This is a genomic window from Phyllobacterium bourgognense, from assembly GCF_003337575.1.
GTDB classification, from domain to species: domain Bacteria; phylum Pseudomonadota; class Alphaproteobacteria; order Rhizobiales; family Rhizobiaceae; genus Phyllobacterium; species Phyllobacterium bourgognense.
In genome coordinates this window covers 1-21,305 of the sequence record NZ_QPJM01000007.1, presented here as the reverse complement: position 1 = coordinate 21,305, position 21,305 = coordinate 1, and the positions used below count along the sequence as shown (strand labels likewise).

Genomic DNA, 21,305 nt, shown 5'->3' with positions numbered 1-21,305 from the left:
ATGGACGAGCGCGTCGATCCCATTCTCGACATTCGCGGGCTGCGGACAATCTTCCGCACCCGCGGCGGCGAGATCACTGCAGTCGATGGTATCGACCTATCGGTCGCTGCCGGCGAAACCGTTGCGCTTGTCGGCGAATCCGGTTCCGGCAAATCCGTGACCAGCCTGTCGGTCATGGGCCTGTTGACCCGCAATGTCGGTGCGATTGCCGCCGGAAGTATCCACTTCAAAAGCAAGGATGGCGCTATCCGCGATCTCGTCACGCTGGATGAAAAACAGATGCGGAGAATCCGCGGCGACGACATCGGCATGGTGTTCCAGGAGCCAATGTCCAGTCTCAACCCGGTGTTTACGGTTGGTGATCAGATCGCTGAGCCGATCCGCATTCATCGCGACGCCGACCGGAAATCAGCAATGAATTCGGCGGTCGGACTTCTCGATCAAGTGGGCATCCCCGATGCCAAGCGCCGGGCGGGACAGTATCCGCACGAGCTTTCGGGCGGCATGCGACAGCGCGCGACGATCGCCATGGCGCTTGCCTGCGATCCGACGCTGCTGATTGCCGACGAACCAACGACGGCGCTCGACGTGACCATCCAAGCGCAAATACTCGATCTTTTGATCAAGCTGCAGCGCGAACGCGGCATGGGCATGCTTTTCGTCACCCACAACCTCGGTGTGGTGGCAGAGATCGCCCATCGCGTCGCGGTCATGTATGCCGGGCGTATCGTGGAGGAGGGGCCTGTCGGTGAGGTGTTTCGCAACCCGCGCCATCCCTATACGCTCGGACTTCTGGCGTCGATGCCCCGGCTTGGTGAAGCAACACGCATGAAGCAGGCCGGGCAGAAATTGGCGGCTATTCCGGGCATTGTCCCCAGTCTTGCTGACATGCCGGACGGATGCGCATTTTCGCCGCGCTGCAGCTATGCAATCGATGCCTGCCGGGCAGCGGTGCCCGCGCTCGCCGCGGTCAATGCGATGCATCGCAGTCGCTGCATACGGTGGCAGGAGGTGGGCCGATGAGCGCTGCGCCATTCCTCACCGTCCGCGATCTGGCCAAACACTACGTTTCCCGCGGCACGAAACTCAATATTCTGGAAGGCATTTCCTTCGATATCGCCAAGGGGGAAGTGGTTGGACTGGTCGGTGAATCCGGTAGCGGCAAGACAACGATCGGCCGTTCGGTCCTGCGTCTGGTCGAACCTTCTTCGGGTAGCGTAGAATTCGATGGCACAGAACTGACCACACTTTCGGCCGCTCAGATGCGGCGGACGCGACCCCGCATGCAGTATATATTTCAGGATCCCTTTGCCAGCCTGTCGCCGCGCATGACCATTGGCGAGATTTTGACAGAAGGCCTGAAGATCCAGGGTATTGGCACCCGCAAGGAGCGCATGGACCGCGCACGAAACGCCCTCGTGCAGGTCGATCTTCCCGCCGAAGCCGTCAACCGCTATGCACATGAGTTTTCCGGCGGGCAGCGCCAGCGCATTGGTATCGCCCGCGCGCTGACGCTCGCACCGGAATTCATTGTCGCGGACGAGCCTGTTTCTGCGCTGGATGTGTCGATCCAGGCGCAGGTCATCAATCTCCTGCGCGATCTGCAGCAACGGCTCGGCTTGACCATGCTTTTCATCTCACACGATCTGGCGGTGGTCGAATATATCTGCGACCGGGTCATCGTACTCTATCTTGGCCGGATCATGGAGATTGCCTCAAGCGCCGATCTTTATGCGCGGCCGCAACACCCCTATACGCGTGCTTTGCTTTCCGCGATCCCATCGCCGGATCCGGATGCGCCGCGCAACCGGCAAATCCTGAAGGGTGATATTCCAAGCCCGGCCAATCCGCCGAGCGGCTGTGTCTTCCGGACACGTTGCCCGGTGGCGCTGGAGGCCTGCGCCCATACGATACCGGAATTGCGCGAAGTTTCGCCTGGCCAATTCAAGGCCTGTATCCGTGATGATTTGAACTAGGAGCGCAATGTGAAATCAGGCGAACACACGATCAGCGGCAATTGGGCCAGTCTGCTCCTGCCTATCGAAGCGGACGACAGCATCGAGTTCAGCAAGCTCGGTACTGAAATCGATATCCTGATCGACGCAAAGGTAGATGGTATCTATTCCAACGGAACCGCTAGCGAATTCCACAACCAGACTGAGGAAGAGTTCGATCGCATTCAGCTGATGCTGGCCGAGCGTTGTCGAAAAGCGGGCATGCCCTTCATCGTCGGTGCCTGTCAGCCCGATCCAACGATCATGCTGAATCGTGTCCGGCGCGCAGCTACACTGGGTCCCGCGGCCATTCAGGTCATCTTGCCCGATTGGTGGCCGCTGACGGACGAAGAGGCAATCGACTACCTCAACAGGGCATCCGGGATTGCCAACGGAATTCCACTTATCCTCTACAACCCACCCCATGCAAAACGCGTCCTTTCGCCAAAGGAACTCGGTACGATATTGGCTGAAACGCCGGGCGTGACCGGCGTGAAATTGGCAGATGGTGATGCAAACTGGTACGCCGAGGCTCGTGACCATCTGCCTGGCATCTCGCTTTTTGTGCCGGGGCATCACCTCGCGACGGGCATCAGGGAAGGGGTGGCGGCAGGTGCGTTTTCCAACGTCGCCTGTCTTAGTCCACGCGGCGCGCAGCGTTGGACCGACCTCATGCAAACCGATATTGACGCTGCCGTCGAAATCGAACAGCGCATCTGCAAATTCATGGACGAGCACATCGTTCCATTCCGGCAAAAGTCCGGCTACTCAAATGCTGCGCTGGATAAATTGCTTTGCGCGATCGGCAACTGGGGCCCGGTAAGTACACGCTTACGCTTTCCGTATCGCTGGATTGGCGAAGACGAAGCTCAGCGCCTGCGTGTTACAGCGAAACAGGAACTGGGCGACATCATGATTTGATGAATGAACGCCCGGGCTATTTCGGAGCGTGTGACTGGACGACTTTTTTACATTCGGGTGTGAGCTTGTCCAATTGCTTGGCCAGACACTCGATAACCCGCCCGCCACCTGGCATAACGCCGGAGCAGTATTTCTGAAAGTCCGCCATGCATGCCTCACGTTCGGCAGCAGTCTGCGCAATGGCCGAGCTGCAAAACATCCCAATTCCAATGACAGTCAAAATCATCCGCATCGCAACCCCCGACAATTTTTTATGGAGAGCTATCTCTCAGATACGGAATAACGTAGCATCGATCATGCGTTTTCTGCAAAGGCCAATTGGGGGACATAATGGCCGGAATAAGTGGATTGCACACACGGCAATTTGAACGCTCTTTCGGCGCTCGCCGGAGGTTAGGCTTTGCCTGCATCACATTATTCGGGCTGACATTAGCTGGCTGTAATCAAGAGAACACTTACGTTCCGCCACCGCCGCCTAAGGTCGATGTGGCGCTCCCGGTAAAACAGAACGTCACGCCCTATCTTGAGGTGACTGGTACTACCGCAGCAGTTAACCAGACTGCGCTGGTTGCACGGGTACAAGGCTTCATCGAGGAAATCGAGTACAATGACGGGGATGCGGTAAAAGCCGGTACGGTACTTTTCGTCATCGAGCCCGAATCCTACCAGCTAGCATTAAACCAGGCGAATGCCGCAAAGGCATCGGCCGACGCGTCTGTAAAGTTATCGCAGGCGGAATACGAACGTCAGGCAGCGCTAGTGGCCAAAACCTTCGCTACACAGCAGGATCTGCAGAAGGCGGAGGCGCAACGTGAAGCCGACCTGGCCATTCAGCAACAGGCGGCATCCAATGTCCAGCAGGCCCAGCTCAATTTGAGCTACACGCAGGTGAAAGCGCCGTTCGACGGTGTCGCTACTGCGCGGCTGGTGTCGATAGGCGAACTCGTCATCGCGTCCACCACGGCGCTTGCGACGATTGTCCAGCTCAATCCCATCTACGTCAATTTCAACGTCAGCGAGAAGGACGTGCTGCGCATCCGTGCTGATATGGTGAAACGCGGGATGACCGCGCAGGATTTGAAAAAAGTGCGTGCCGAAGTCGGTACGCAAAGCGAAACCGGTTTCCCCCATGTGGGGACGCTCGACTATGTGGCGCCCACCATCACGGCGTCGACCGGCATGCTTGCCGTCCGTGCCGTCCTTCCCAATGCCGATCGGCAATTGCTGCCCGGCTATTTCGTCCGGGTCCGTGTTCCCTTGTTCGAAGAGCCAGGGATGCTGCTGGTGCCGGATCGCGCCATTGGCAGTGATCAGAGCGGGCGCTATGTCCTCGTTGCCGGCAAGGATGATGTTGTTGAACAGCGGAAGGTCGAGATCGGCCAATTGGTTGGTGAATTGCGTGTCGTTACAACCGGGATCAAACCGGAAGATCGGATTGTCGTCACTGGCCTGCTGTCGGCCATACCCGGCCAGAAGATAGAGCCGCAGTTGAAGGATCTTAGCGCCGTTGCGGCGAACGGCGCAGCGCAATGATCTCGAAGTTCTTCATAGAACGGCCCGTCCTGGCCAATGTGATCGCCATCCTCATGGTCGTCATCGGCTTTGTTTCCCTGTATTCGCTGCCGGTCGCGCAATATCCGAATGTCGTGCCGCCAACCGTACAGGTCACGACCCGCTATCCCGGAGCCAGCGCCCGCACGCTGATCGATACGGTAGCATTGCCGATCGAGCAGCAGGTGAACGGCGTCGAGGACATGCTCTACATGCAGTCTTACGCGGCCTCTGACGGCAGCTATGCGCTTACGGTCACATTCGCCATCGGCACCGATCTCGACGCAGCACAGGTGCTGGTCCAGAACCGCGTTTCAGCTGCGCTCGCCTCATTGCCGCAATCGGTGCAGGTCCAGGGGGTCAATGTCCAGAAGAAGTCGACGTCGATCCTCGAAATCGTCACGCTGACCTCGCCGGACAACAGCCACGACAGTCTCTACCTCAGCAATTACGCAACGATCGCTTTGAAAGATGAAATCGCTCGAATCCCCGGCGTTGGCAATGTTACGGTATTTGGCGCGGGCCAATATTCGATGCGTATCTGGCTCGATCCTGACAAGATGCAGGCACGCGGACTGACGGCGCAGGACGTCATCCAGTCGCTGCAGCAGCAGAGCGAGCAGGTGACTGCCGGTCAGGTGGGCATGCCGCCTGCGCCGGAAAACCAATCCTTCCAATATACGATCAACGTCGAGAGCCGCCTCAATGATCCAGACGCGTTTGGTGCGGTCATCGTCAAGACCGACGCCAATGGCGGCATGACAAGAGTGCGGGATATCGGCCGCGTTGAGCTCGGTGCGCAAACCTATAGTCAGGTGTTCAGGCTCGATGGGTCGGATTCCGCAGGCCTCGCGATTTTCCTGTCTCCTGGTGCCAATGCACTTGACGTGGCCAAGAGCGTAAGCGCCAAAATGAAGACCCTTGCTGCCGGATTTCCGCAGGGCGTTGCTTATTCCATTCCATTCGACACGACGACCTTCGTCAGTCAGGCAATCGGGGAGGTTTACAAGACCTTGTTCGAGGCGGCGCTTCTGGTGCTGATCGTCATTCTCGTCTTCTTGCAGGACTGGCGCGCCATGCTGGTGCCCGCGACGACTGTTCCTGTGACCATCATCGGCGCTTTCGCAGCGATGGCTGCCATGGGATTTTCCGTCAACCTCTCGACCCTGTTCGCCATCGTGCTGGCAATCGGCATCGTCGTCGACGACGCAATCGTCGTGGTCGAAAGCGCCTCACACAATATGGAGCGCGGCATGTCCGGCCATGACGCGGCCATCAGCGCGATGGATATGCTATTCGGGCCGATCGTCGGCATCACGCTCGTTCTCATGGCTGTGTTTCTGCCCGCGGCGTTTCTGCCCGGCATTACAGGTCAGATATTTTCACAGTTTGCCTTGGTGATTGCCGCCACGGCATTCATAAGCGCCATCAATGCTGCCACATTGAAGCCGACCCAGTGTGCCATGTGGTTGCGGCCCCCGGTGCCGCCGGAACAACGAAATTTCTTTTTCCGCGGCTTCAATGCGGTCTACCAGCGCCTGGAAAACGGCTATGTCCGTGTGATCGGTTCGATGGTAGCGCGCAGCGGCCTCATGGCGGTGATCGCCCTCGCCATCATCGCAGCCGCCGGTTATGGTATGTCGCGTGCGCCAACCGGCTTTCTGCCTATCGAGGATCAAGGTTATCTTCTGGCAGCTGTGCAACTGCCGGATGGCGCTGCCCTTGGGCGCACGGAAAAGTCATTGGAGGAGCTGGGGAAGGCTGCGAAGGAAACGCCGGGCGTTTCTCAGGTCATCACCATTGCCGGCATCTCTGCCCTCGACAATAATTCGGCGCTCGCCAATGCGGGCCTTGCCTACATCATGCTCGATGACTGGAGCAAGCGCGGTCCTGGCGAGGACCTGGCTTCGCTCTACAAAACGCTGAACGCGAAACTCAAAGGTGTAGGCGAGGGCAGGGTACTTGTTCTTCCACCGCCGCCGATCCAGGGTATCGGCAATGCCGGCGGGTTCACCATGCAGACGGAACTGCGCGACGGCAGTTTCGATCTCGCCAAACTGCAGAGCCTGACCAATACGATTGTGAAAGCGGCTGAATCCCAGTCCGGCATTCAAAGCGTCAATGCACCTTTTCAGGCCAATGCGCCGCAATACACCGTGGAGATCGATCGGGAGAAGGTTGAATCACTCCAGCTGACGACCGATCTGGTTTTCGATACCCTCGCAAGTTATCTCGGCTCAAGCTATGTCGCTCAGTTCAACAAGTTCGGCCGGGTGTTCCAGATCTATGTCCAGGGGGATGCACAATTCCGCCTGACGCCGGACAGCATCAACAACCTGACTGTGCGTAACAAGAATGGCGACATGATCTCGCTCGGAACGGTGTTGACCATCATACCGAGCGTCGGTCCCTCTTTGATCAGCTTATACAACCTCTATCCTTCGGCTTCGATCGTCGGCGTACCAGCGGCGACATTTTCGTCGGGCGAGGCGATGAACCTTATGGAGGAGATCGCGGCCGCCACTCTGCCGAATGGCACGAGCTACGAATGGACGGCGCTGTCGTATCAGGAGAAGCTGGTCGGCAACCAGATGATCCTGGTCTTCGCTCTTGCGCTGTTGCTGGTCTATCTGGTGCTCGCCGGGCAATATGAAAGCTGGATCGCTCCGGTATCGGTGCTGCTCGCTGCGCCGTTGTCTTTGATCGGTCCTGTTTCCATTTTCCTCGGGCTGCACGTCGCGATCAATCTCTACGTGCAGATCGGACTCATTCTGCTCCTCGCGCTTTCGGCCAAGAATGCCATTCTCATCGTCGAAATGGCGCGTGAGTTGCGTGCTTCGGGAAAATCGATCATCGAGTCTGCAACGGGCGCGGCACGGGCTCGTTTCCGGCCGATCCTGATGACCTCGTTTGCCTTCATCCTCGGCGTGGCACCACTGGTCTTCGCGACCGGAGCTGGCGCAAGTGCCCGCAAGTCTATCGGCATCACGGTCTTCAGTGGCATGATCGCCTCGACCTGTCTTGCTGTCCTCTTCGTTCCTTCTTTCTTCGTCGTCATGCAGCGCTTTGAAGAGTGGCGTGCCACGCGCAAGCGGCCAGCCGAAGCCGAAGTAAAGGCCTTGGACATTTGAGTGAACCGATGATTCCTTTGCGGACTGCGCCGGCACAGCGTGGGAGAAGAATTAAGATCCAAGCTCACTCTGCAAGCAAAGCACCATGGGGATCAGTTTTTGCCGCAGCTGCCAGCACTGACCTGTGATAGGATGTTTGAAAACAACAGCGTAGCATGGTGAGGCAAAAGCAACTTTCACTCGGGGACGATGATCGGACAGGAAATCAAAACCATACCGCGCATATTGAAGCGCCTCATCGGGAGCAGGCGGTGAAAATCCTGCGTCGGTCCAATGATCGCTGGGGCATCGCTGCCGTCCCGGCATTTCTGCGGCGTCTTGGCCTTATGCTTCCGGACGGAAAAGCCTTGTCGCCCAGCGTGCCGATGAACGCCCCTGCACTTCCGCTTTTGCCTTATGGCCTCTTGTTGCTCATGAGTGTTGGCGTCATCATAACGGTGTTCGTCGTCGGTGTTGTCGAGAGCCGGGACCGGATGGTCTCGCAATCGAAAATCCAGTTGCGCCAGAAGACCGCCCTGCTCGAAGCCTATGTCAGCAAGATACTCGAGGCGAACGACATGGTACTTCAGGGTATTTCGTCGGAGGTTGAACCGATGTCATGGCCGGAAATTGCTTCCTCGGAGCGGTTGATCAGATTTCTGGCTACCCAGAAGCAGTTTCTGAAGCACTCGGGCGTTATTGCCCTTGTCGACCGCGACGGCAAACTCGTTTCTACCAGCGAAGGCTATCGCAACAGGTCGCTCGATGTGAACGACCGGGATTATTTCCGCCATCATCGGGATCATCCGTCGGACGTCACATTTATAGGCGACCCGTTGATTGGCCGCGTGTACGGGCAACCTTCCTTGACTATGAGCAAGGCCCTACGCCAGCCAGACGGGAAGTTCGACGGGTTGATACTGATCACGATGCCGATCGAATATTTCACCAGACTATTCGATGGAGCGGCTTCTCCCTCGGATGCCGCTCAATTCCTGCGCGGGAACGGGGAAGTCGTGGTGAATGTCCCGTTCTGGGAGGGCGGCGCAATAGTACCTGAATGGTTTCAGCAGGCGACAGCCGGGAATCCAGTGTCCGGTGAGCTTCACCACGTTTCATCCTCGGAAGGCGTTAACCGTCTGGTAGCCTATCGGAAGGTCGAAGGCTTCCCGTTCTATGTAACCTACGGCATTGACGAGAATGCGCTGCTTGCCGGCTGGCGGCAGTCGATACGTGTCTACGGTACCGTTCTGGCCATCGCCCTTGCAGCGTTTCTCGCCACAGCCTGGCTCGCACGACGCCGTTCGATTGCGCTGATGTATTCGAACGAGTCGCTGCGCGACGTCAGCGAACGCCTCCTGGTTTCACAGGATGAGGAGCGCCGTTCCATTGCCAGGGATCTTCACGATTCCACGGGCCAACACCTGATCGGCGCGGCGATGGAATTGGCGAACGTAAAATCCCTCCTGCCCGATAATGACGGCGAAACCTCGCGGGCGCTGGCGCGCACATCGAAACTCATTTCGCAAAGCAATGAGGAGCTTCGGACACTATCCTATCTGCTGCATCCCCCGATGCTTGACGAATCCGGCCTTCCGAATGCTCTTGAGTTGCTCGTCGTGGGTTTTGAGGAACGAAGCGGATTGGAAATCGAGCTAAGGGTCGATCCCGTATTGGCGGCAAAACGTCCCCCACCGGGTGTCGAACTCACCATTTTCCGTATTGTCCAAGAAGCGCTGACCAATATCTATCGTCATTCCCACGCCGCCAAGGCAACGATCAGGCTGATCCGGCAGGGGAGCGAGCCCGATACGATCCTGTCGCTCACCGTCAAGGATGATGGTGTCGGGATTGAAAGGCGAAAGCGCCGGAATGTCGGCGTTGGTCTTTCCGGCATGGAGGCACGGCTTCGCCCGCTCGACGGGACGTTTGATATTTCGACTGGAAAGAAGGGCACCACGATTTCGGTGAAAGTGCGCGGTTAGCCGGGAATGCGCTGAAGTTCGCCGATGTCGCGTTGATCGCGCTCTAAAAAAAGTTGAGAAAGGTACGGACTACTGCGATCGCCGCAATGCGGCCGATATCGTCCCAGGCCGGAGTGACCGCATCGCGTGTCTTATCGCTTGGGCCGGACGATGCAGCGGAAGCCGAGATGCGAGATCGAGGTATCGACGGGCTGCGACATGCGCGCCGCCGGTCTGTAACGCCGGCAATAGTTTGGTGCGCAAAGGTGCGAGCCGCCCTTGGTCACCCTTCGCGCGACCTTTATAGAGGGTTGACGCGGATCGAAGCTTTCCTCAAGCGTCCCGCCACGCGGATTGTCCGCCGTGCAACAGGGGCTCGTCATCTTGCCGTGCTCACGATACCAGTCGGTGGTCCATTCCCATACATTGCCGGCCATATCGTAAAGACCATAGCCGTTGGCCGGAAATGACCCCACCGGAGAGGTATACTCGTATCCATCGTCGAGCGTGTTCCGATAAGGAAAGTTGCCCTGCCAGGTATTGGCCATGTGCTTTCCGCCCGGGGTAAACTCATCTCCCCAGACATATTCGGCCCCGTCCAGCCCGCCGCAGGCGGCGAATTCCCATTCCGCTTCAGTCGGCAATTCCTTGCCGGCCCAGCGGCAATAGGCTTCGACATCCTCATAGGCGACGTGAACGACGGGATGATCGCCAAGCTTCTTGATTGTGCTGGCGGGACCCCGCGGGTTGCGCCAATTGGTGCCGCGTACATAGACCCACCAATTGAAATGATTGCTCATGTCGACCGGAGACGAGGGTTTCTTGAACATCGTCGAGGATGGCGCCAGCATTTCCGGCAAAGCCCCCGGATAGTCTTCTGGATTGGCCGGTCTTTCAGCCAGCGTCATATAACCGGTCGCCTCGACAAAACGGACAAAGTCGCGGTTGGTTACCGTAAACTTGTCCATCCAGAAACCATTGACCCGGACCCTGTGCGCAGGGGCTTCCTCGGGGTAGTGGTTGTCCGAACCCATGCGAAATTCGCCGCCTGGAATCCACACCATGTTGTCGAAAGGAGCGGTGTTGGTTTGCGTTCGTTCCGGTTGGTCGAGCATCATTTCATCTCCGGATGGAGCGTTGCATGAATGCGAGTGCGCCACCTGACATAAGGTATCGAGACGATAGCACCGATGGCAAGATGGTAAAGCACGACCGCCATAACAGCCTTCTCGTCGGGAAAATTCAGGCTTGCTATGGCGATTGCAACACCAGGATGCCGTGTTCCTGTGGCGAGTGCGAGGACCGTGCGGTCATCCGGATCGGGACCACCGAGGAAGTGACCGAGGGCAACGCCGATAAGCGTGAACAGCACGAGCATGATGACAATTCCGTTTCCGATCAACGCCCAGATGGCGTGCCAGGCGATGAACAGGACCGGTACGACTGCGACGATCAAAAGCAGCGTTGCAAACCGGGAGATCAGGCGTTCGGTGCGGTTTGCAAGGTCAGGCGCAAAGTGGCGGACGATGACGCCCGCTACCAAGGGAATAATGATGGAGATCAGCACGACGGAAGCGATAGCGCTTTCGGGTTCGTGCATTTCGATGTTGAACGAACTCCCGAGGAGACTGATGGCGAGGGGAACGAGCACAATCGAAACCAGTGCCGTCGCTACCAGCAGGCCGATTGTATAGGAGGCCGAGCCACCAGCCTTTTCCTGCTTTCCCGGCAGCACCGGCGGAACCGGAGAAATGGCAAGCGTAACAAGCGCGATCTTGATGGCCGGGTGGAGATTGAACAGCAACGACAACAGCACCGCAACCGCGAGCATGAAAATATTCATGGAGAGAATTGAACGGACGAAAAGACTTGGTCTGCGGAACAGATACGTCATGTCATCGAAAGTCGCACGCAATCCAAGTGCGAAGACAATGAGAAACATACTCGCATTGATCGCGAAACCAATGATCTGCGCCAACGTCATGTCTCTTTCCCTCGCCGATTGACGGGTGGCGGGCGGCCGTCTTGCGAAAGCCGCCCTTGACGATCTTTAGTTGAATTTGCCGCTGCTTGCTTCGGCCATCTTCGCGAGCGCGTCGTCTATGGTGAAGCTCGCCGCCTTCTGACTGGGCGGGAAATCCTTGAAGGTTGCTGCGAACCCGTCCGCAATCGTGTAGGCGCCAAACAAAATATAAGTGTGATACAACTGCCACTCATAGTAGCTGTTCGATGTCACATCCGCCCGCTCGTAGGGATCGGTCCTAAGGTTGAACAGCTTCGGCAGCCGCAGCGGCGTAAATGGCTCCGCCCAAATCCGCATCGTACCCTGACAGCGCTGTTCCATGAACACGACTTTCCAATTGTCATAGCGGATGCCGAGAACATCGCCGTCGTCGCTGAAATAGACGAAGAGCTTGCGCGGGCTGCTACCTTCTTCACCGATGAGGTAGGGCAGCAGATTATATCCGTCGATATGGTTCTTGAATGGCTTGCCATTGGCGGTATAGCCCTTTTTGAGCTTGTCCATCACGTTGGGATCGCCTGCCATGGCGAGGAAGGTTGGCAACCAATCATGGTGCTGGACGATTTCGTTCGATACCGATCCCGCCTTGATCTTCCCTGGCCAACGCACAAGCATCGGAACACGGAAGGCACCTTCCCAATTGGAGTTCTTCTCGCTGCGAAATGGTGTCATGCCTCCATCCGGCCATGAATTCATGTGGGGACCGTTATCGGTGGAATACATGACGAACGTGTCTCCGGCGATACCAAGCTCGTCGAGATAGTCGAGCATATCGCCGACGTTCTTGTCGTGATCGATCATCGTATCATGATACGGAGACTGCCAACGCCCTGCCTGTCCGAGGCTCGATTTTTTCGTGTGCGTAAACAGATGCATGTGCGTCGTGTTGAGCCAGACAAAGAATGGCTTGCCGGCGCTGTTCTGCCGCTTGATGAAATCCTTGGCGGCATCGACGAATTCTTCATCGCAGGTTTCCATGCGCTTGGTGGTCAGCGGTCCGGTGTCCTTGATCTTCTGCTTGCCTACCTTGCCCCAGCGCTTTTGCTCCGTCGGGTCGTCCTTGTCCTGGGCCCAGGAATGAATTACGCCGCGAGGCCCGATGTTTTCCCGAAAGCCCGGAAAGTCTTTTTCCGGGAAATAGTCATACATTTCAGGCTCTTCCTCGGCATTGAGGTGGTACAGATTGCCAAAGAATTCATCGAAACCGTGTACGGTGGGCAAAAACTTGTTGAGGTCGCCAAGGTGATTCTTGCCGAATTGACCTGTCGCATAACCCTGGTTTTTCAACAGGTCCGCGATTGTCACGATCTCAGGCTGAAGCCCGGCCGATGCGCCTGGAATGCCGACCTTGGACAAGCCTGTCCTGTAAGCGCTCTGGCCAGTGATGAAGGAAGACCTTCCGGCCGTGCACGACTGCTCACCATAGCTGTCGGTAAACATCATGCCTTCCTTGGCGAGGCGATCGATATTGGGCGTCTGATATCCCATCAAGCCGCGGCTGTAGCAGCTCAGATTGGAGATGCCGATATCGTCACCCCAAATAACGAGAATATTGGGTTGACCTCCACCCTTCTTTGGTTTGCCACTCTTTTTATCCTTAGCCAACTTCATAACTCCTCTTGAATGACTACGCCAGGAATCAGCTGCCCGTTCCATCCTGAAATGGGCCGATATCAAAGACCATGCTTGCGACAGCGAAGAGACCGATAAGAAGCAGGATTACTGCCGTCACAAGCGTGTACGAAACCGGATAGCGGCTTTCCCCGTGAATGATGCCATCCACCACCATTTCCTCCCGGGTACGTCGAAGTTCGAGCATGAACTGCGTGTGATAGATGATGCCGATCACAAGCATGCATATGCCGAGAAGGACTAGCGCCAGTCCGAAACTGCGCGGTGCCCCGGCATGGGTGAGTGTGCCGGCATCGCGCAGCTTCTCGAAGAACTGGAATATTGTAAATCCAAAGCCGATCAGTGAAAGGGATGTGCGGATCACCGACATCAAGGTGCGGTCGGCGCTCATGCGGGTCCGCTGGAACGACATTCCGGTACGCCGTGCGGACAGGTCCACCGAAATCGCATCGGACGGGGATTTTGAGTTCGCATGTTCCATAAGTGCGTTGGGCCTTGTTCCTCGCGGACACGTTCGCCACCGGAGTGCCCGTTTGTAAGTACGTAACGGTAACAAAGGCGGGGCCAGAAGAGACGAGTCCATACCGCCACGTTGAAGATGATCAGAATATTTTCCGCCCCTTAGGAGCTGTCGCCGCGGTTTTTACCGTAACGTACTCCCGCGGCGAGCATCAATTGTGCACTATCGTCAGGCAGAAACCGCGGGTTTGGTACAACCACCGGTTCGTCTGTTTTCTAGCCGGTATATAGCTCGAATGGATTATGACGGAAGCGGAGGTTCAGCATCGGCAATGTCAACGGCTTCATCCCAAAGGGGGCTCTGGAAATTGATGCTCAAACTGCCCGCGATGCGCGGGCAGCTGCAGATGCTCAGTACCCGGAATTCTACTTTGGTAAGCCTCTGCGACGCGTTCGACGAAGCGAGTGCAACGCTCGACCGCTTGCGGCGAAACGGTTCCTCGGACGATAGACTATTAGCGGAATATGAGACCTTGTGTTCGGATATCGAAAACGAAGTTATTGATATTTGCATTGCTGCGCGCAGCAAAACACCTTGACCAATCAATCTGGCGTAGCTCGTCGTTTCCTGATCAATCCTGTCTAATCTCAGTGTCTCAGTATAATTCCACTGCAACCTGGGGTATTCACCCTATGGCTTCTTCGCCTGTTCCGTTCAATTCTGTCCAGGCTGAAGCACGGGGGTGTGCCATGGAAGTTGACGTAAAGGTCGACGCAACGGAAGCCGAAGAGGTCACCGAACAGGAGGCGAAGCAGGAACTGGACAGGCTCTTGTCCGATCCCCAGTTTCACTCGACCGATCGCAACAGGAATTTCCTGCGATTTGTAGCCAGCGAAATGTTCGAGGGCCGTGCTGCTGCGGTGAAGGCCTATACCATCGCGGTCGATGTGTTTGGTCGCCCCTGCAGCTTTGATCCCACCACGGATCCAATTGTCCGCATAGAAGCGACACGGCTTCGCGCCTCTCTTGCCCAATATTATGAGGCCCACGCCGAAGAAGGTAGCGTCCGCATCGAGCTGCCGCGCGGACGCTATATTCCTGTTTTTACCAAGGCCCCACCCCAGACTGAAACTCTCGACGAGGCTGAACTTCTTGATACGTCCGAAACAGGGAGTGCAGATTCCGGCTGGACGAGCATGACCTTTAATCGGCGGCTCATTCTTGCAGGACTTGCAGCCGCCGCTTGCGGTTTCTTGTGGTATCTTTCTGGAACAGGTCCTGTTTTTTCGGACAAGCCAAATGTTGCCATCGAAATGAAATTGGCCGGTGACAAGACGGATATAGAGGCCGGGCTTATCCGCGACTACCTGATGACGGCCCTGTCGCAGTATCAGACGCTCAAGCTTGCTGCAGGAGACAAGCCGTCGGAAGCGGGCGGAATCCGATCGGCAGCAGGGTCCCTGTTTGGTTACGAAAGTCGAGTGGATAGCCGGTATCAGGTCATCCTCAAATATCACCCTGGCGACCACGACCGCGCGGTCTGGTGGCAGGTTGTCAATCCCGCGACGGGAGAAGCCCTGCGCTCCGGAGTCGAGCGTGTCGACGTCGACAGAAGGCCGGGGATCGATGTTCGCCGCGAACTCATAACGGACTTGGCAAACCGGTTTGCCGGCACACGCGGCGTGATCAACAGCCTCGAGTTGACACGTGAACTGGCGTCGCCGACGTTTGGCAATGGTTGCGTCCTGCGGTCCGCCGTCGCTCTCGAGCAGGTCGATACAAGCCTGCTACAAGAGGTGCAAACCTGTCTCGTTGCATCGCTGCTGAACGCGCCGAACGATCCGGACATCAACGCCGAACTCGCAATCGTCAATCTTGAGCTGGACGCGCCTGAAGCGCCGACCGAATTGACTGCGCAGGCACTGACGCTGGCAGACAAAGCCGTTTCGCTCGCCCCTATGTCCGACCGTGCCGGATATGCCCAAATGCTGGCACAATTCCGCAATGACCTGAGGGAAGCGGCTTTCGTGTCCGGTTATCGTGCAATGGGACTCAATCCCGGCAATAGTCTTATTCCGGCCGAGCTCGGAGCGATGCTGTTCGCCGCAGGGCGATGGGCGGAGGGTGCGGGCATGGCGATCAAAGCGGAGATGATCGATGGTGTCCCGCCTGGCGATGCCGAACTTACGCTTGCGCTCGACGCTTACCGGCGGGGAGAATTTGCGGAAGCTCTGCTTCGCGTTCAACAGATGGGAAGATCGGAAAACTATATCGCCAATGTTCTTGAACTTGCGGCAGCTGGCCAGATGAACAACGCCGCAGAGATAGACGAAGCAGCGAAACGTCTGAACGCCAAGCGCAAGCACTTCCCCGCATCGTTCCGCTCCGACATGGCGGCCCGCCACTATTCGCCGGAGATCGTCGATCAGCTTGGTGCGGGACTGACGAAGGCGGGTTTTGTCCTGCCTGCTCCGGTGGCTGACGCATCCAACTAAAAGTAACGTCTCTTGGCTACGAAACCGGGAGCGTTCACTTCCAAGGTTCGATTTTCGTTACCTTGCTGTTGTCGGCGTTCATGGTCAGGCTGTATTGCGCGAACGTCGTTTTGTCATCGCAGGTCACCTGCACGATCGTGGCGCCGCCAGCAGATCGTGCCTTGTCGATCCTGGCGTCGGTGATCCTGTCGCACCAGAACCCCGCATTGCGGATGGCGCGAGCCGTTTGCCGCTGGAGCATACGCGATTGCAGCGGCTCGGGCGCGGCGATCTCCGAGGCGCAGAGCAGGATTAGAAGAGCTGGCAGTATGCGTTTCATGCGGTAGCCTGTTTCAGTATTTTTGCCGGAATCGGCGCGAGAAATGCCTTCAGGCAACAAAGATGCGTTGAGGCCGGATTTCTTGCAACGATGTTACAGTAACATCGTTGCTCCGTGCATTATTTTGGACCAGCATCGTTACGGGCAAACAGGGTGCCTCCCTTCCCGTTGGCCCGCCCGGGCGGGGCCGGCGATTGGCGAATTCGCCTTGCACCCACCGCGAAGTCGGACAGTTACGGACACGCTCGGGCCCCCTCCACCGCCTTGGCGAGGGGAGTCATTTCCTTGAGCAAACAGCCTCGCCCAATTCAATAGCTCAGCTCGGGCGTTGGAGACTTGCTGTTCAGGGTCTCGTGCACCCTGTCGGATTTAGGGCGTCTATATTCGATCCTGTTGCCCTCGAGCACGGTGAGCGGCGCGGTCACGGTCGTGGCGGCGACTTTGCCCACGGTACCGACGCTTCCGGCCACGACCGCCGTCACGCCGTCAGCGAAGGAAACGTCTGAATCGGTAAGGGTTTGGCCCGTCACGAGCCGCTGTCCAATAAGCTGAACGATTTCCGGGCTTTCGGCGAATTTGCCGTGGCGCAGCCCGTCGTCGGTTTTGACCTGGGTCAGGTCAACGACGGTTATTCCGGCCGCTTCCAGCTTGGTCTTGTAAGGTTCTGCCGCCGGATTGATCGCACCAAGACGATCGACATCACCCGAGATCAAGCGCGACACCTTCAAGGCCCTGTCATCCTGCGACACGAAGATGGTGATTTTCGGCTTGTCCTTGCCGAGTTCGTTCCATTGCCTTGCGAAGACATCGACATCGATATCGGGCGAGGCGAGGATCACGTTCTTTATCTTGGGCTGCACCCGGCCGTCGCGTATCGCCATCTGCCGCAGCGATTCCATGGCAAGCCATGTTCCCATCGAGTGGGCCATGACCGTGATTTCCTTGACGTCCTTGTCCTTGGAAAGCGTCTGCAGTCCCTGTTCCAACGCAGTGCGCGAGAAGTTGGTACTCTCCTTGTCGTAATTATAATCGAAGACGCGTGCCCTCGAGGGCCAGGTAAACAGGATCGGCGTTACCTTCGCCTTGGAATCGTGGACAATTTGGGCGAAGCGGAATACCGAATCTTCGTAGCGGTTGTTGAAACCATGGACAAAAACCATCGCATGCCCGTTAACGACATGCTGGCGGAACCAGGCGCGTCCCTCTTCGGGGGAATTGAGTTGCTGCACTTTTGTCACGGCAAAGTCCGTTTCCGGATTCGGCGGTACCTTTTTCGGCCACTGGACTGTTCCCGCTTTGCGCTTGGCATCGGAAGGGATGGATACAGTGATATCCGTTAAATAGGGCGTCGGGCTGCGCTCCCCTGTAAACAACGTCGCCGGATCGTGCGAGGGTACGCGGCTGGTCACGACGAGCATGTCGACTGTTGAACCACCGGTTGCACCCGTCACAGCCACTGGCGTCATTACGCCTTTGGCATGCCCGGCGCAACCGGCCAATGCGAGCGTGAGCAAAAGCCCGAGGACTGGCAACGCGGCCACGCGATTGCACCTGGGTGGCGGCAGAAGCTCAATCGCTCCGGAGGTGTCATGCATATCGATGCTTTCGCTCGAGGAAATTGCGGCGGGTGACCAATTGTAGTGCTTGAGTATTGCGCGCGAAACCATCGTCAAGCCTCGATCAACCGGTTTCGTATCGCATATCGAACAAGCGCGGCGGTGGACTTGGCATCCAGTTTCCGCATTGCAGCTGCCCGGTGGCTTTCGATGGTCTTCTCGCTGAGGCCAAGCACTGCTGCCGTCTCCTTGTTGCTGTGCCCCTCGGCGATCAGTTTGACCACTGCCGTTTCGCGCGAGGTGAGAATGCTCGACGCAGCATCGGATTTAGCGAGATAGGATGACACGAGCATGTCGGACACCGTCTTCGTAAAGAACGGCTGGCGGTGCTCCAATGCTTCCACCGCCTGGATGAGGTATTGCGTGGCATCGGATTTCAGCAGGTAGCCGCGCACGCCGGCTTCAAGAATATTGCGCAGCAGAGCTTCATTGTCGTGCTGGGTAAATATCAGGACCTCGGTCTTTGGACTGTGCAGGCGGATTTGCCGTGCCGCTTCCACACCATTGATGAAGGGCAGGGCGTAGTCGAGAATGGCGATTTCCGGTTCGGTCAGTCGCGCCTGCCCGACAGCGTCCCGGCCGTCGGCTGCTTCACCGACGATTTCCCAGCGATCCCGCTTTGACAGGATCGCTTTCACGCCTTGCCGGACGATCTCATGGTCATCCGCGATCAGAATCCTTGTCATACCACCCCACGCGTCCGAATGGACTCTTAAGTTCTACACCGGAAACGCTTTTCCGGCAAAAATTAACAGTTACGTACTTACGATAATGCAATCGATGCTTGCTAATGCCGATCATATCATGTGGGAGCGTGGCAGATGAGGCAACGATTAACGAGGCTCGGTCAATTTGCGGGATTGGTCCTGTCAATCTGGATGACGTTTCCCGCGACTTCAATTGCAGCCGATCTGGTTGTCGCCATGCCGAATTGGCCGTCGGGCCAGGTTACCGCAAACATCATCAAGACAACCCTCGAAGCGAATATGCATATGAGCGTCGATGTCGAGGAGATGGGGACGATGACCGCTTTCGCCGGGCTCGCTTCCGGGGAGGTCGATGTCCATCCGGAGGTCTGGCTGCCGAATCTCAATTCGCTCGTGGAGAAATACGGCAATAAAGTCCAGCTCGCGGATTTCGGCGTCCCCGCATGGCAGGGCATTTGCACGACCAGGCAGACAGTCGATAAAACGGGCATCCATGCGGTCGCCGATCTCCTCGATCCAAAAAAGACTGCAGCCTTTGACACGGACGGGGATGGACAGGGAGAGATGTGGATTGGCGCCGAGGCCTGGTCATCCACAGTCATCGAACGTATTCGGGCCAACAGTTATGGTTATGCCAAGACAATGCGGCTTCTCGAAATGCCGGAGGAAATGGGCATGGCGGCGGTCGATGCGGCCGAGGCGACAGATACACCGATTATTTTTGCCTGCTACAGCCCCCATGTCGTCTTCAAGCTGCATGACATCGTCAAACTTGATGAGCCCGCATACGACGCGTCCAAGTGGCATGTAATCCTGCCAGCGGATGACCCCGATTGGCTGGCCAAATCGAATGCACCCGTCGCCTGGGATACCGCGCGCTTTCATATCGCCTACTCGAAGACATTGGCCACGGGCAAACCGGAAGTCACCAGGTTTCTGGAGAACATCGATTTCACGCCCGACGAAATCACCGAGATGAGCTATGCGGTCGAAGTCGACCGGCAACCGCCAGCAGACTACGCCAAGGCATGGGTCGGAAAGAACGCCGACCGGGTAGAAAAATGGTTGAAGGGGACGGCGAAATGAAAAGAAGTTCCGCATCGTTTCTCGGTATGTATTCAGCGACTTTTCTGGCTGTAGCAGGATTAATCATTGGCGGTATCGCGGCGGGATTGGCCCAGGTTCCAAAGACCCAGATCTACGATACGAAGACCCGGACCTGGATCGCCTATGACAGCAAGAAGGCCCGCAAATATTACGCGGCGAATGGCCAGGTGCCCGAGGCATTCCGCAAGCAGGTGGTTCCGTTCCGGACCGCGGAAAAACCGGGGACCATCATCATTGATGGCAACCAGCATTTCCTTTATCTCGTCAAAGGCGGCGGTCAGGCCGTTCGATATGGAATTGGCGTTGGCCGTGATGGCTTCGGATGGGCGGGTATAGTGCGCGTCGGCCGCGTAGCCGAATGGCCAACCTGGACGCCGCCAGCCGAGATGGTGGCACGCGATCCCAAAGCTGTAAAATTTGCAGGGGGAATGCCAGGCGGTCCCGACAATCCGCTCGGGGCACGCGCGCTTTATCTCTACGAGGGAGATCAGGACACCATCTACCGCATCCATGGCACGCCCGAGCCCTGGTCTATCGGGCTCAATGTGTCGTCGGGCTGCATCAGAATGAACAATGAAGACATTGTCGATCTCGCTTCGCAGATCCAGGTCGGAGCGAAAGTGATCGTGCTGATGCAGGGCGCATCACTCTACAAAGGTGTTTGAGCAGCAAAGTCAGGGGGAAAACGATGCTTTGCAAATCAGGTCGAGGACATTTGAAAAATATCAACTTCATTATTGTTGCGAGTGGTATTTTGGCGCTGGCAGGATGTGTGTCGGATAACAGCCCCACACCCGAAAACATGGCGAGAAACACGGCGCAGACGGCACCAGCCGATTTGCAACTGGCCTGCGCCAGCGCTTCGGCGACAAAGTTTGGCGGCGACAGCGCGACGGTTCTTCCCGTGAGTTCGGCCGCGGTGGATGGTGGCAAATATCAGATCATCCTCGACTCCAAGGGGCAACGTTCGACTTGCCTGATCGACTCCGCCGGAGCCGTCCTGTCTGTGGAAAAGGTTTGATGTCCTGAACGAACCGGCTGCAAGAAATTAGCCGGGTGCTGCACGTCGTCAGAACGTGGGATTTGAGGAGAGCCGCTATGTCATTGCACCAAAAAACGATTGCCGTGGTCGCTTCGGCAGCGCTACTGATGTGCGGGCCGGGCATACAGGCTTGGACGCAAACGCAGCCTGCGCCTGCCGCAACGGCGCCGGCCGCACCGGTGGCACCGGCGCCGGCACTACTGACTGCGGCGGAGCTTCAAACGCTGACCGCGCGCATCGCGCTCTATCCCGACGACCTTGTGGCCCTTGTGCTTTCGGCCGCGCTCAACCCTCTACAGATCGTCCAGGCGGCGCGGTTTCAGGATCAGGCGAAAGCAAAGCCGGATGCGAAACCCGATCCGTC

The 21,305-nt window shown here is 57.3% G+C and carries 21 protein-coding genes; 12 read left to right on the top strand and 9 right to left on the bottom strand.

All coding sequences use genetic code 11. The features are described from left to right. From C7476_RS13795 to C7476_RS13785, 3 genes are read left to right on the top strand one after another with little or no spacing between them, the layout of a single operon-like run. On the top strand, positions 1-1,023 hold the full coding sequence (locus tag C7476_RS13795; RefSeq protein ID WP_114430491.1) for an ABC transporter ATP-binding protein: 1,023 nt from the start codon (positions 1-3) through the stop codon (positions 1,021-1,023). Continuing rightward, positions 1,020-1,976: an ABC transporter ATP-binding protein gene (locus tag C7476_RS13790; protein WP_114430490.1), complete on the top strand. Its 957-nt coding sequence runs from the start codon at positions 1,020-1,022 to the stop codon at positions 1,974-1,976. Before C7476_RS13795 ends, C7476_RS13790 begins: the two co-directional genes overlap by 4 nt. Before the next feature lie 9 nt (positions 1,977-1,985). After that, positions 1,986-2,915: a dihydrodipicolinate synthase family protein gene (locus C7476_RS13785; RefSeq protein ID WP_114430489.1), complete on the top strand. Its 930-nt coding sequence runs from the start codon at positions 1,986-1,988 to the stop codon at positions 2,913-2,915. 16 nt (positions 2,916-2,931) lie between these two features. Here C7476_RS13785 and C7476_RS28685 read toward each other — a convergent pair whose 3' ends face one another. Continuing rightward, a complete protein-coding gene (locus C7476_RS28685) occupies positions 2,932-3,063 on the bottom strand; it encodes a cysteine rich repeat-containing protein (protein ID WP_281032702.1) in 132 nt (43 codons plus the stop codon). Positions 3,064-3,245: 182 nt separating this feature from the next. Between C7476_RS28685 and C7476_RS13775 the strand changes: the two genes are divergently transcribed. From C7476_RS13775 to C7476_RS13765, 3 genes are all read left to right on the top strand, one after another. After that, complete coding sequence (locus C7476_RS13775) at positions 3,246-4,448, top strand: efflux RND transporter periplasmic adaptor subunit (protein ID WP_114430487.1); 1,203 nt, start codon at positions 3,246-3,248, stop codon at positions 4,446-4,448. Next, complete coding sequence (locus tag C7476_RS13770) at positions 4,445-7,597, top strand: efflux RND transporter permease subunit (protein ID WP_114430486.1); 3,153 nt, start codon at positions 4,445-4,447, stop codon at positions 7,595-7,597. The genes C7476_RS13775 and C7476_RS13770 overlap by 4 nt, the downstream gene beginning before the upstream one ends. Before the next feature lie 251 nt (positions 7,598-7,848). After that, positions 7,849-9,561: a cache domain-containing sensor histidine kinase gene (locus C7476_RS13765; protein WP_181872438.1), complete on the top strand. Its 1,713-nt coding sequence runs from the start codon at positions 7,849-7,851 to the stop codon at positions 9,559-9,561. Between the two features lie 43 nt (positions 9,562-9,604). On the opposite strand, the gene C7476_RS29395 is transcribed toward C7476_RS13765, so the two are convergent. The 5 genes from C7476_RS29395 to C7476_RS13740 form a co-directional block, all read right to left on the bottom strand. Then, positions 9,605-9,730: a DUF1622 domain-containing protein gene (locus tag C7476_RS29395; RefSeq protein ID WP_425373988.1), complete on the bottom strand. Its 126-nt coding sequence runs from the start codon at positions 9,728-9,730 to the stop codon at positions 9,605-9,607. Beyond that, a complete protein-coding gene (locus C7476_RS13755; RefSeq protein ID WP_245426341.1) occupies positions 9,693-10,658 on the bottom strand; it encodes a formylglycine-generating enzyme family protein in 966 nt (321 codons plus the stop codon). Before C7476_RS13755 ends, C7476_RS29395 begins: the two co-directional genes overlap by 38 nt. Next, positions 10,655-11,524 (bottom strand): bile acid:sodium symporter family protein, encoded by an 870-nt coding sequence (locus C7476_RS13750; RefSeq protein ID WP_114430484.1) that lies wholly within the window; start codon positions 11,522-11,524, stop codon positions 10,655-10,657. The genes C7476_RS13755 and C7476_RS13750 overlap by 4 nt, the downstream gene beginning before the upstream one ends. 66 nt (positions 11,525-11,590) lie before the next feature. Then, positions 11,591-13,174 carry an arylsulfatase gene (locus C7476_RS13745; protein ID WP_114430483.1) on the bottom strand — a complete coding sequence of 528 codons (1,584 nt, stop codon included), beginning with the start codon at positions 13,172-13,174 and terminating at the stop codon, positions 11,591-11,593. Between the two features lie 28 nt (positions 13,175-13,202). Then, positions 13,203-13,586, bottom strand: a complete 384-nt coding sequence (locus C7476_RS13740) for a YidH family protein (RefSeq protein ID WP_245426337.1) — start codon at positions 13,584-13,586, stop codon at positions 13,203-13,205. A gap of 436 nt (positions 13,587-14,022) precedes the next feature. Between C7476_RS13740 and C7476_RS13735 the strand changes: the two genes are divergently transcribed. Then, entirely contained in the window at positions 14,023-14,253 is a 231-nt protein-coding gene (locus tag C7476_RS13735; RefSeq protein WP_425373986.1) for a hypothetical protein, read from the top strand. A 151-nt stretch (positions 14,254-14,404) separates the two neighbouring features. After that, positions 14,405-16,150 (top strand): tetratricopeptide repeat protein, encoded by a 1,746-nt coding sequence (locus tag C7476_RS13730; RefSeq protein ID WP_114430481.1) that lies wholly within the window; start codon positions 14,405-14,407, stop codon positions 16,148-16,150. 34 nt (positions 16,151-16,184) lie between these two features. Here the strand turns inward: C7476_RS13730 and C7476_RS13725 are convergent, their stop codons facing one another. From C7476_RS13725 to C7476_RS13715, 3 genes are all read right to left on the bottom strand, one after another. Beyond that, on the bottom strand, positions 16,185-16,469 hold the full coding sequence (locus tag C7476_RS13725; RefSeq protein ID WP_147274651.1) for a hypothetical protein: 285 nt from the start codon (positions 16,467-16,469) through the stop codon (positions 16,185-16,187). A 308-nt stretch (positions 16,470-16,777) separates the two neighbouring features. After that, positions 16,778-18,136 carry an alpha/beta hydrolase gene (locus tag C7476_RS13720; protein ID WP_245426336.1) on the bottom strand — a complete coding sequence of 453 codons (1,359 nt, stop codon included), beginning with the start codon at positions 18,134-18,136 and terminating at the stop codon, positions 16,778-16,780. A gap of 2 nt (positions 18,137-18,138) precedes the next feature. Then, positions 18,139-18,771 (bottom strand): response regulator, encoded by a 633-nt coding sequence (locus C7476_RS13715; RefSeq protein ID WP_114430479.1) that lies wholly within the window; start codon positions 18,769-18,771, stop codon positions 18,139-18,141. A 135-nt stretch (positions 18,772-18,906) separates the two neighbouring features. On the opposite strand from C7476_RS13715, the gene C7476_RS13710 reads away from it, so the two are divergent. From C7476_RS13710 to C7476_RS13695, 4 genes are all read left to right on the top strand, one after another. Next, the gene (locus C7476_RS13710) at positions 18,907-19,878 is read left to right on the top strand and encodes an ABC transporter substrate-binding protein (RefSeq protein ID WP_245426334.1); all 972 of its coding nucleotides are present in this window, start codon (positions 18,907-18,909) and stop codon (positions 19,876-19,878) included. Beyond that, complete coding sequence (locus tag C7476_RS13705) at positions 19,875-20,564, top strand: L,D-transpeptidase (protein ID WP_114430656.1); 690 nt, start codon at positions 19,875-19,877, stop codon at positions 20,562-20,564. The genes C7476_RS13710 and C7476_RS13705 overlap by 4 nt, the downstream gene beginning before the upstream one ends. Next, complete coding sequence (locus C7476_RS13700) at positions 20,561-20,920, top strand: hypothetical protein (RefSeq protein WP_245426332.1); 360 nt, start codon at positions 20,561-20,563, stop codon at positions 20,918-20,920. The genes C7476_RS13705 and C7476_RS13700 overlap by 4 nt, the downstream gene beginning before the upstream one ends. 77 nt (positions 20,921-20,997) lie before the next feature. Further along, positions 20,998-21,305, top strand: a 308-nt coding sequence (locus tag C7476_RS13695; RefSeq protein WP_245426330.1) for a DUF3300 domain-containing protein, incomplete at its 3' end; no start/stop codon positions are given.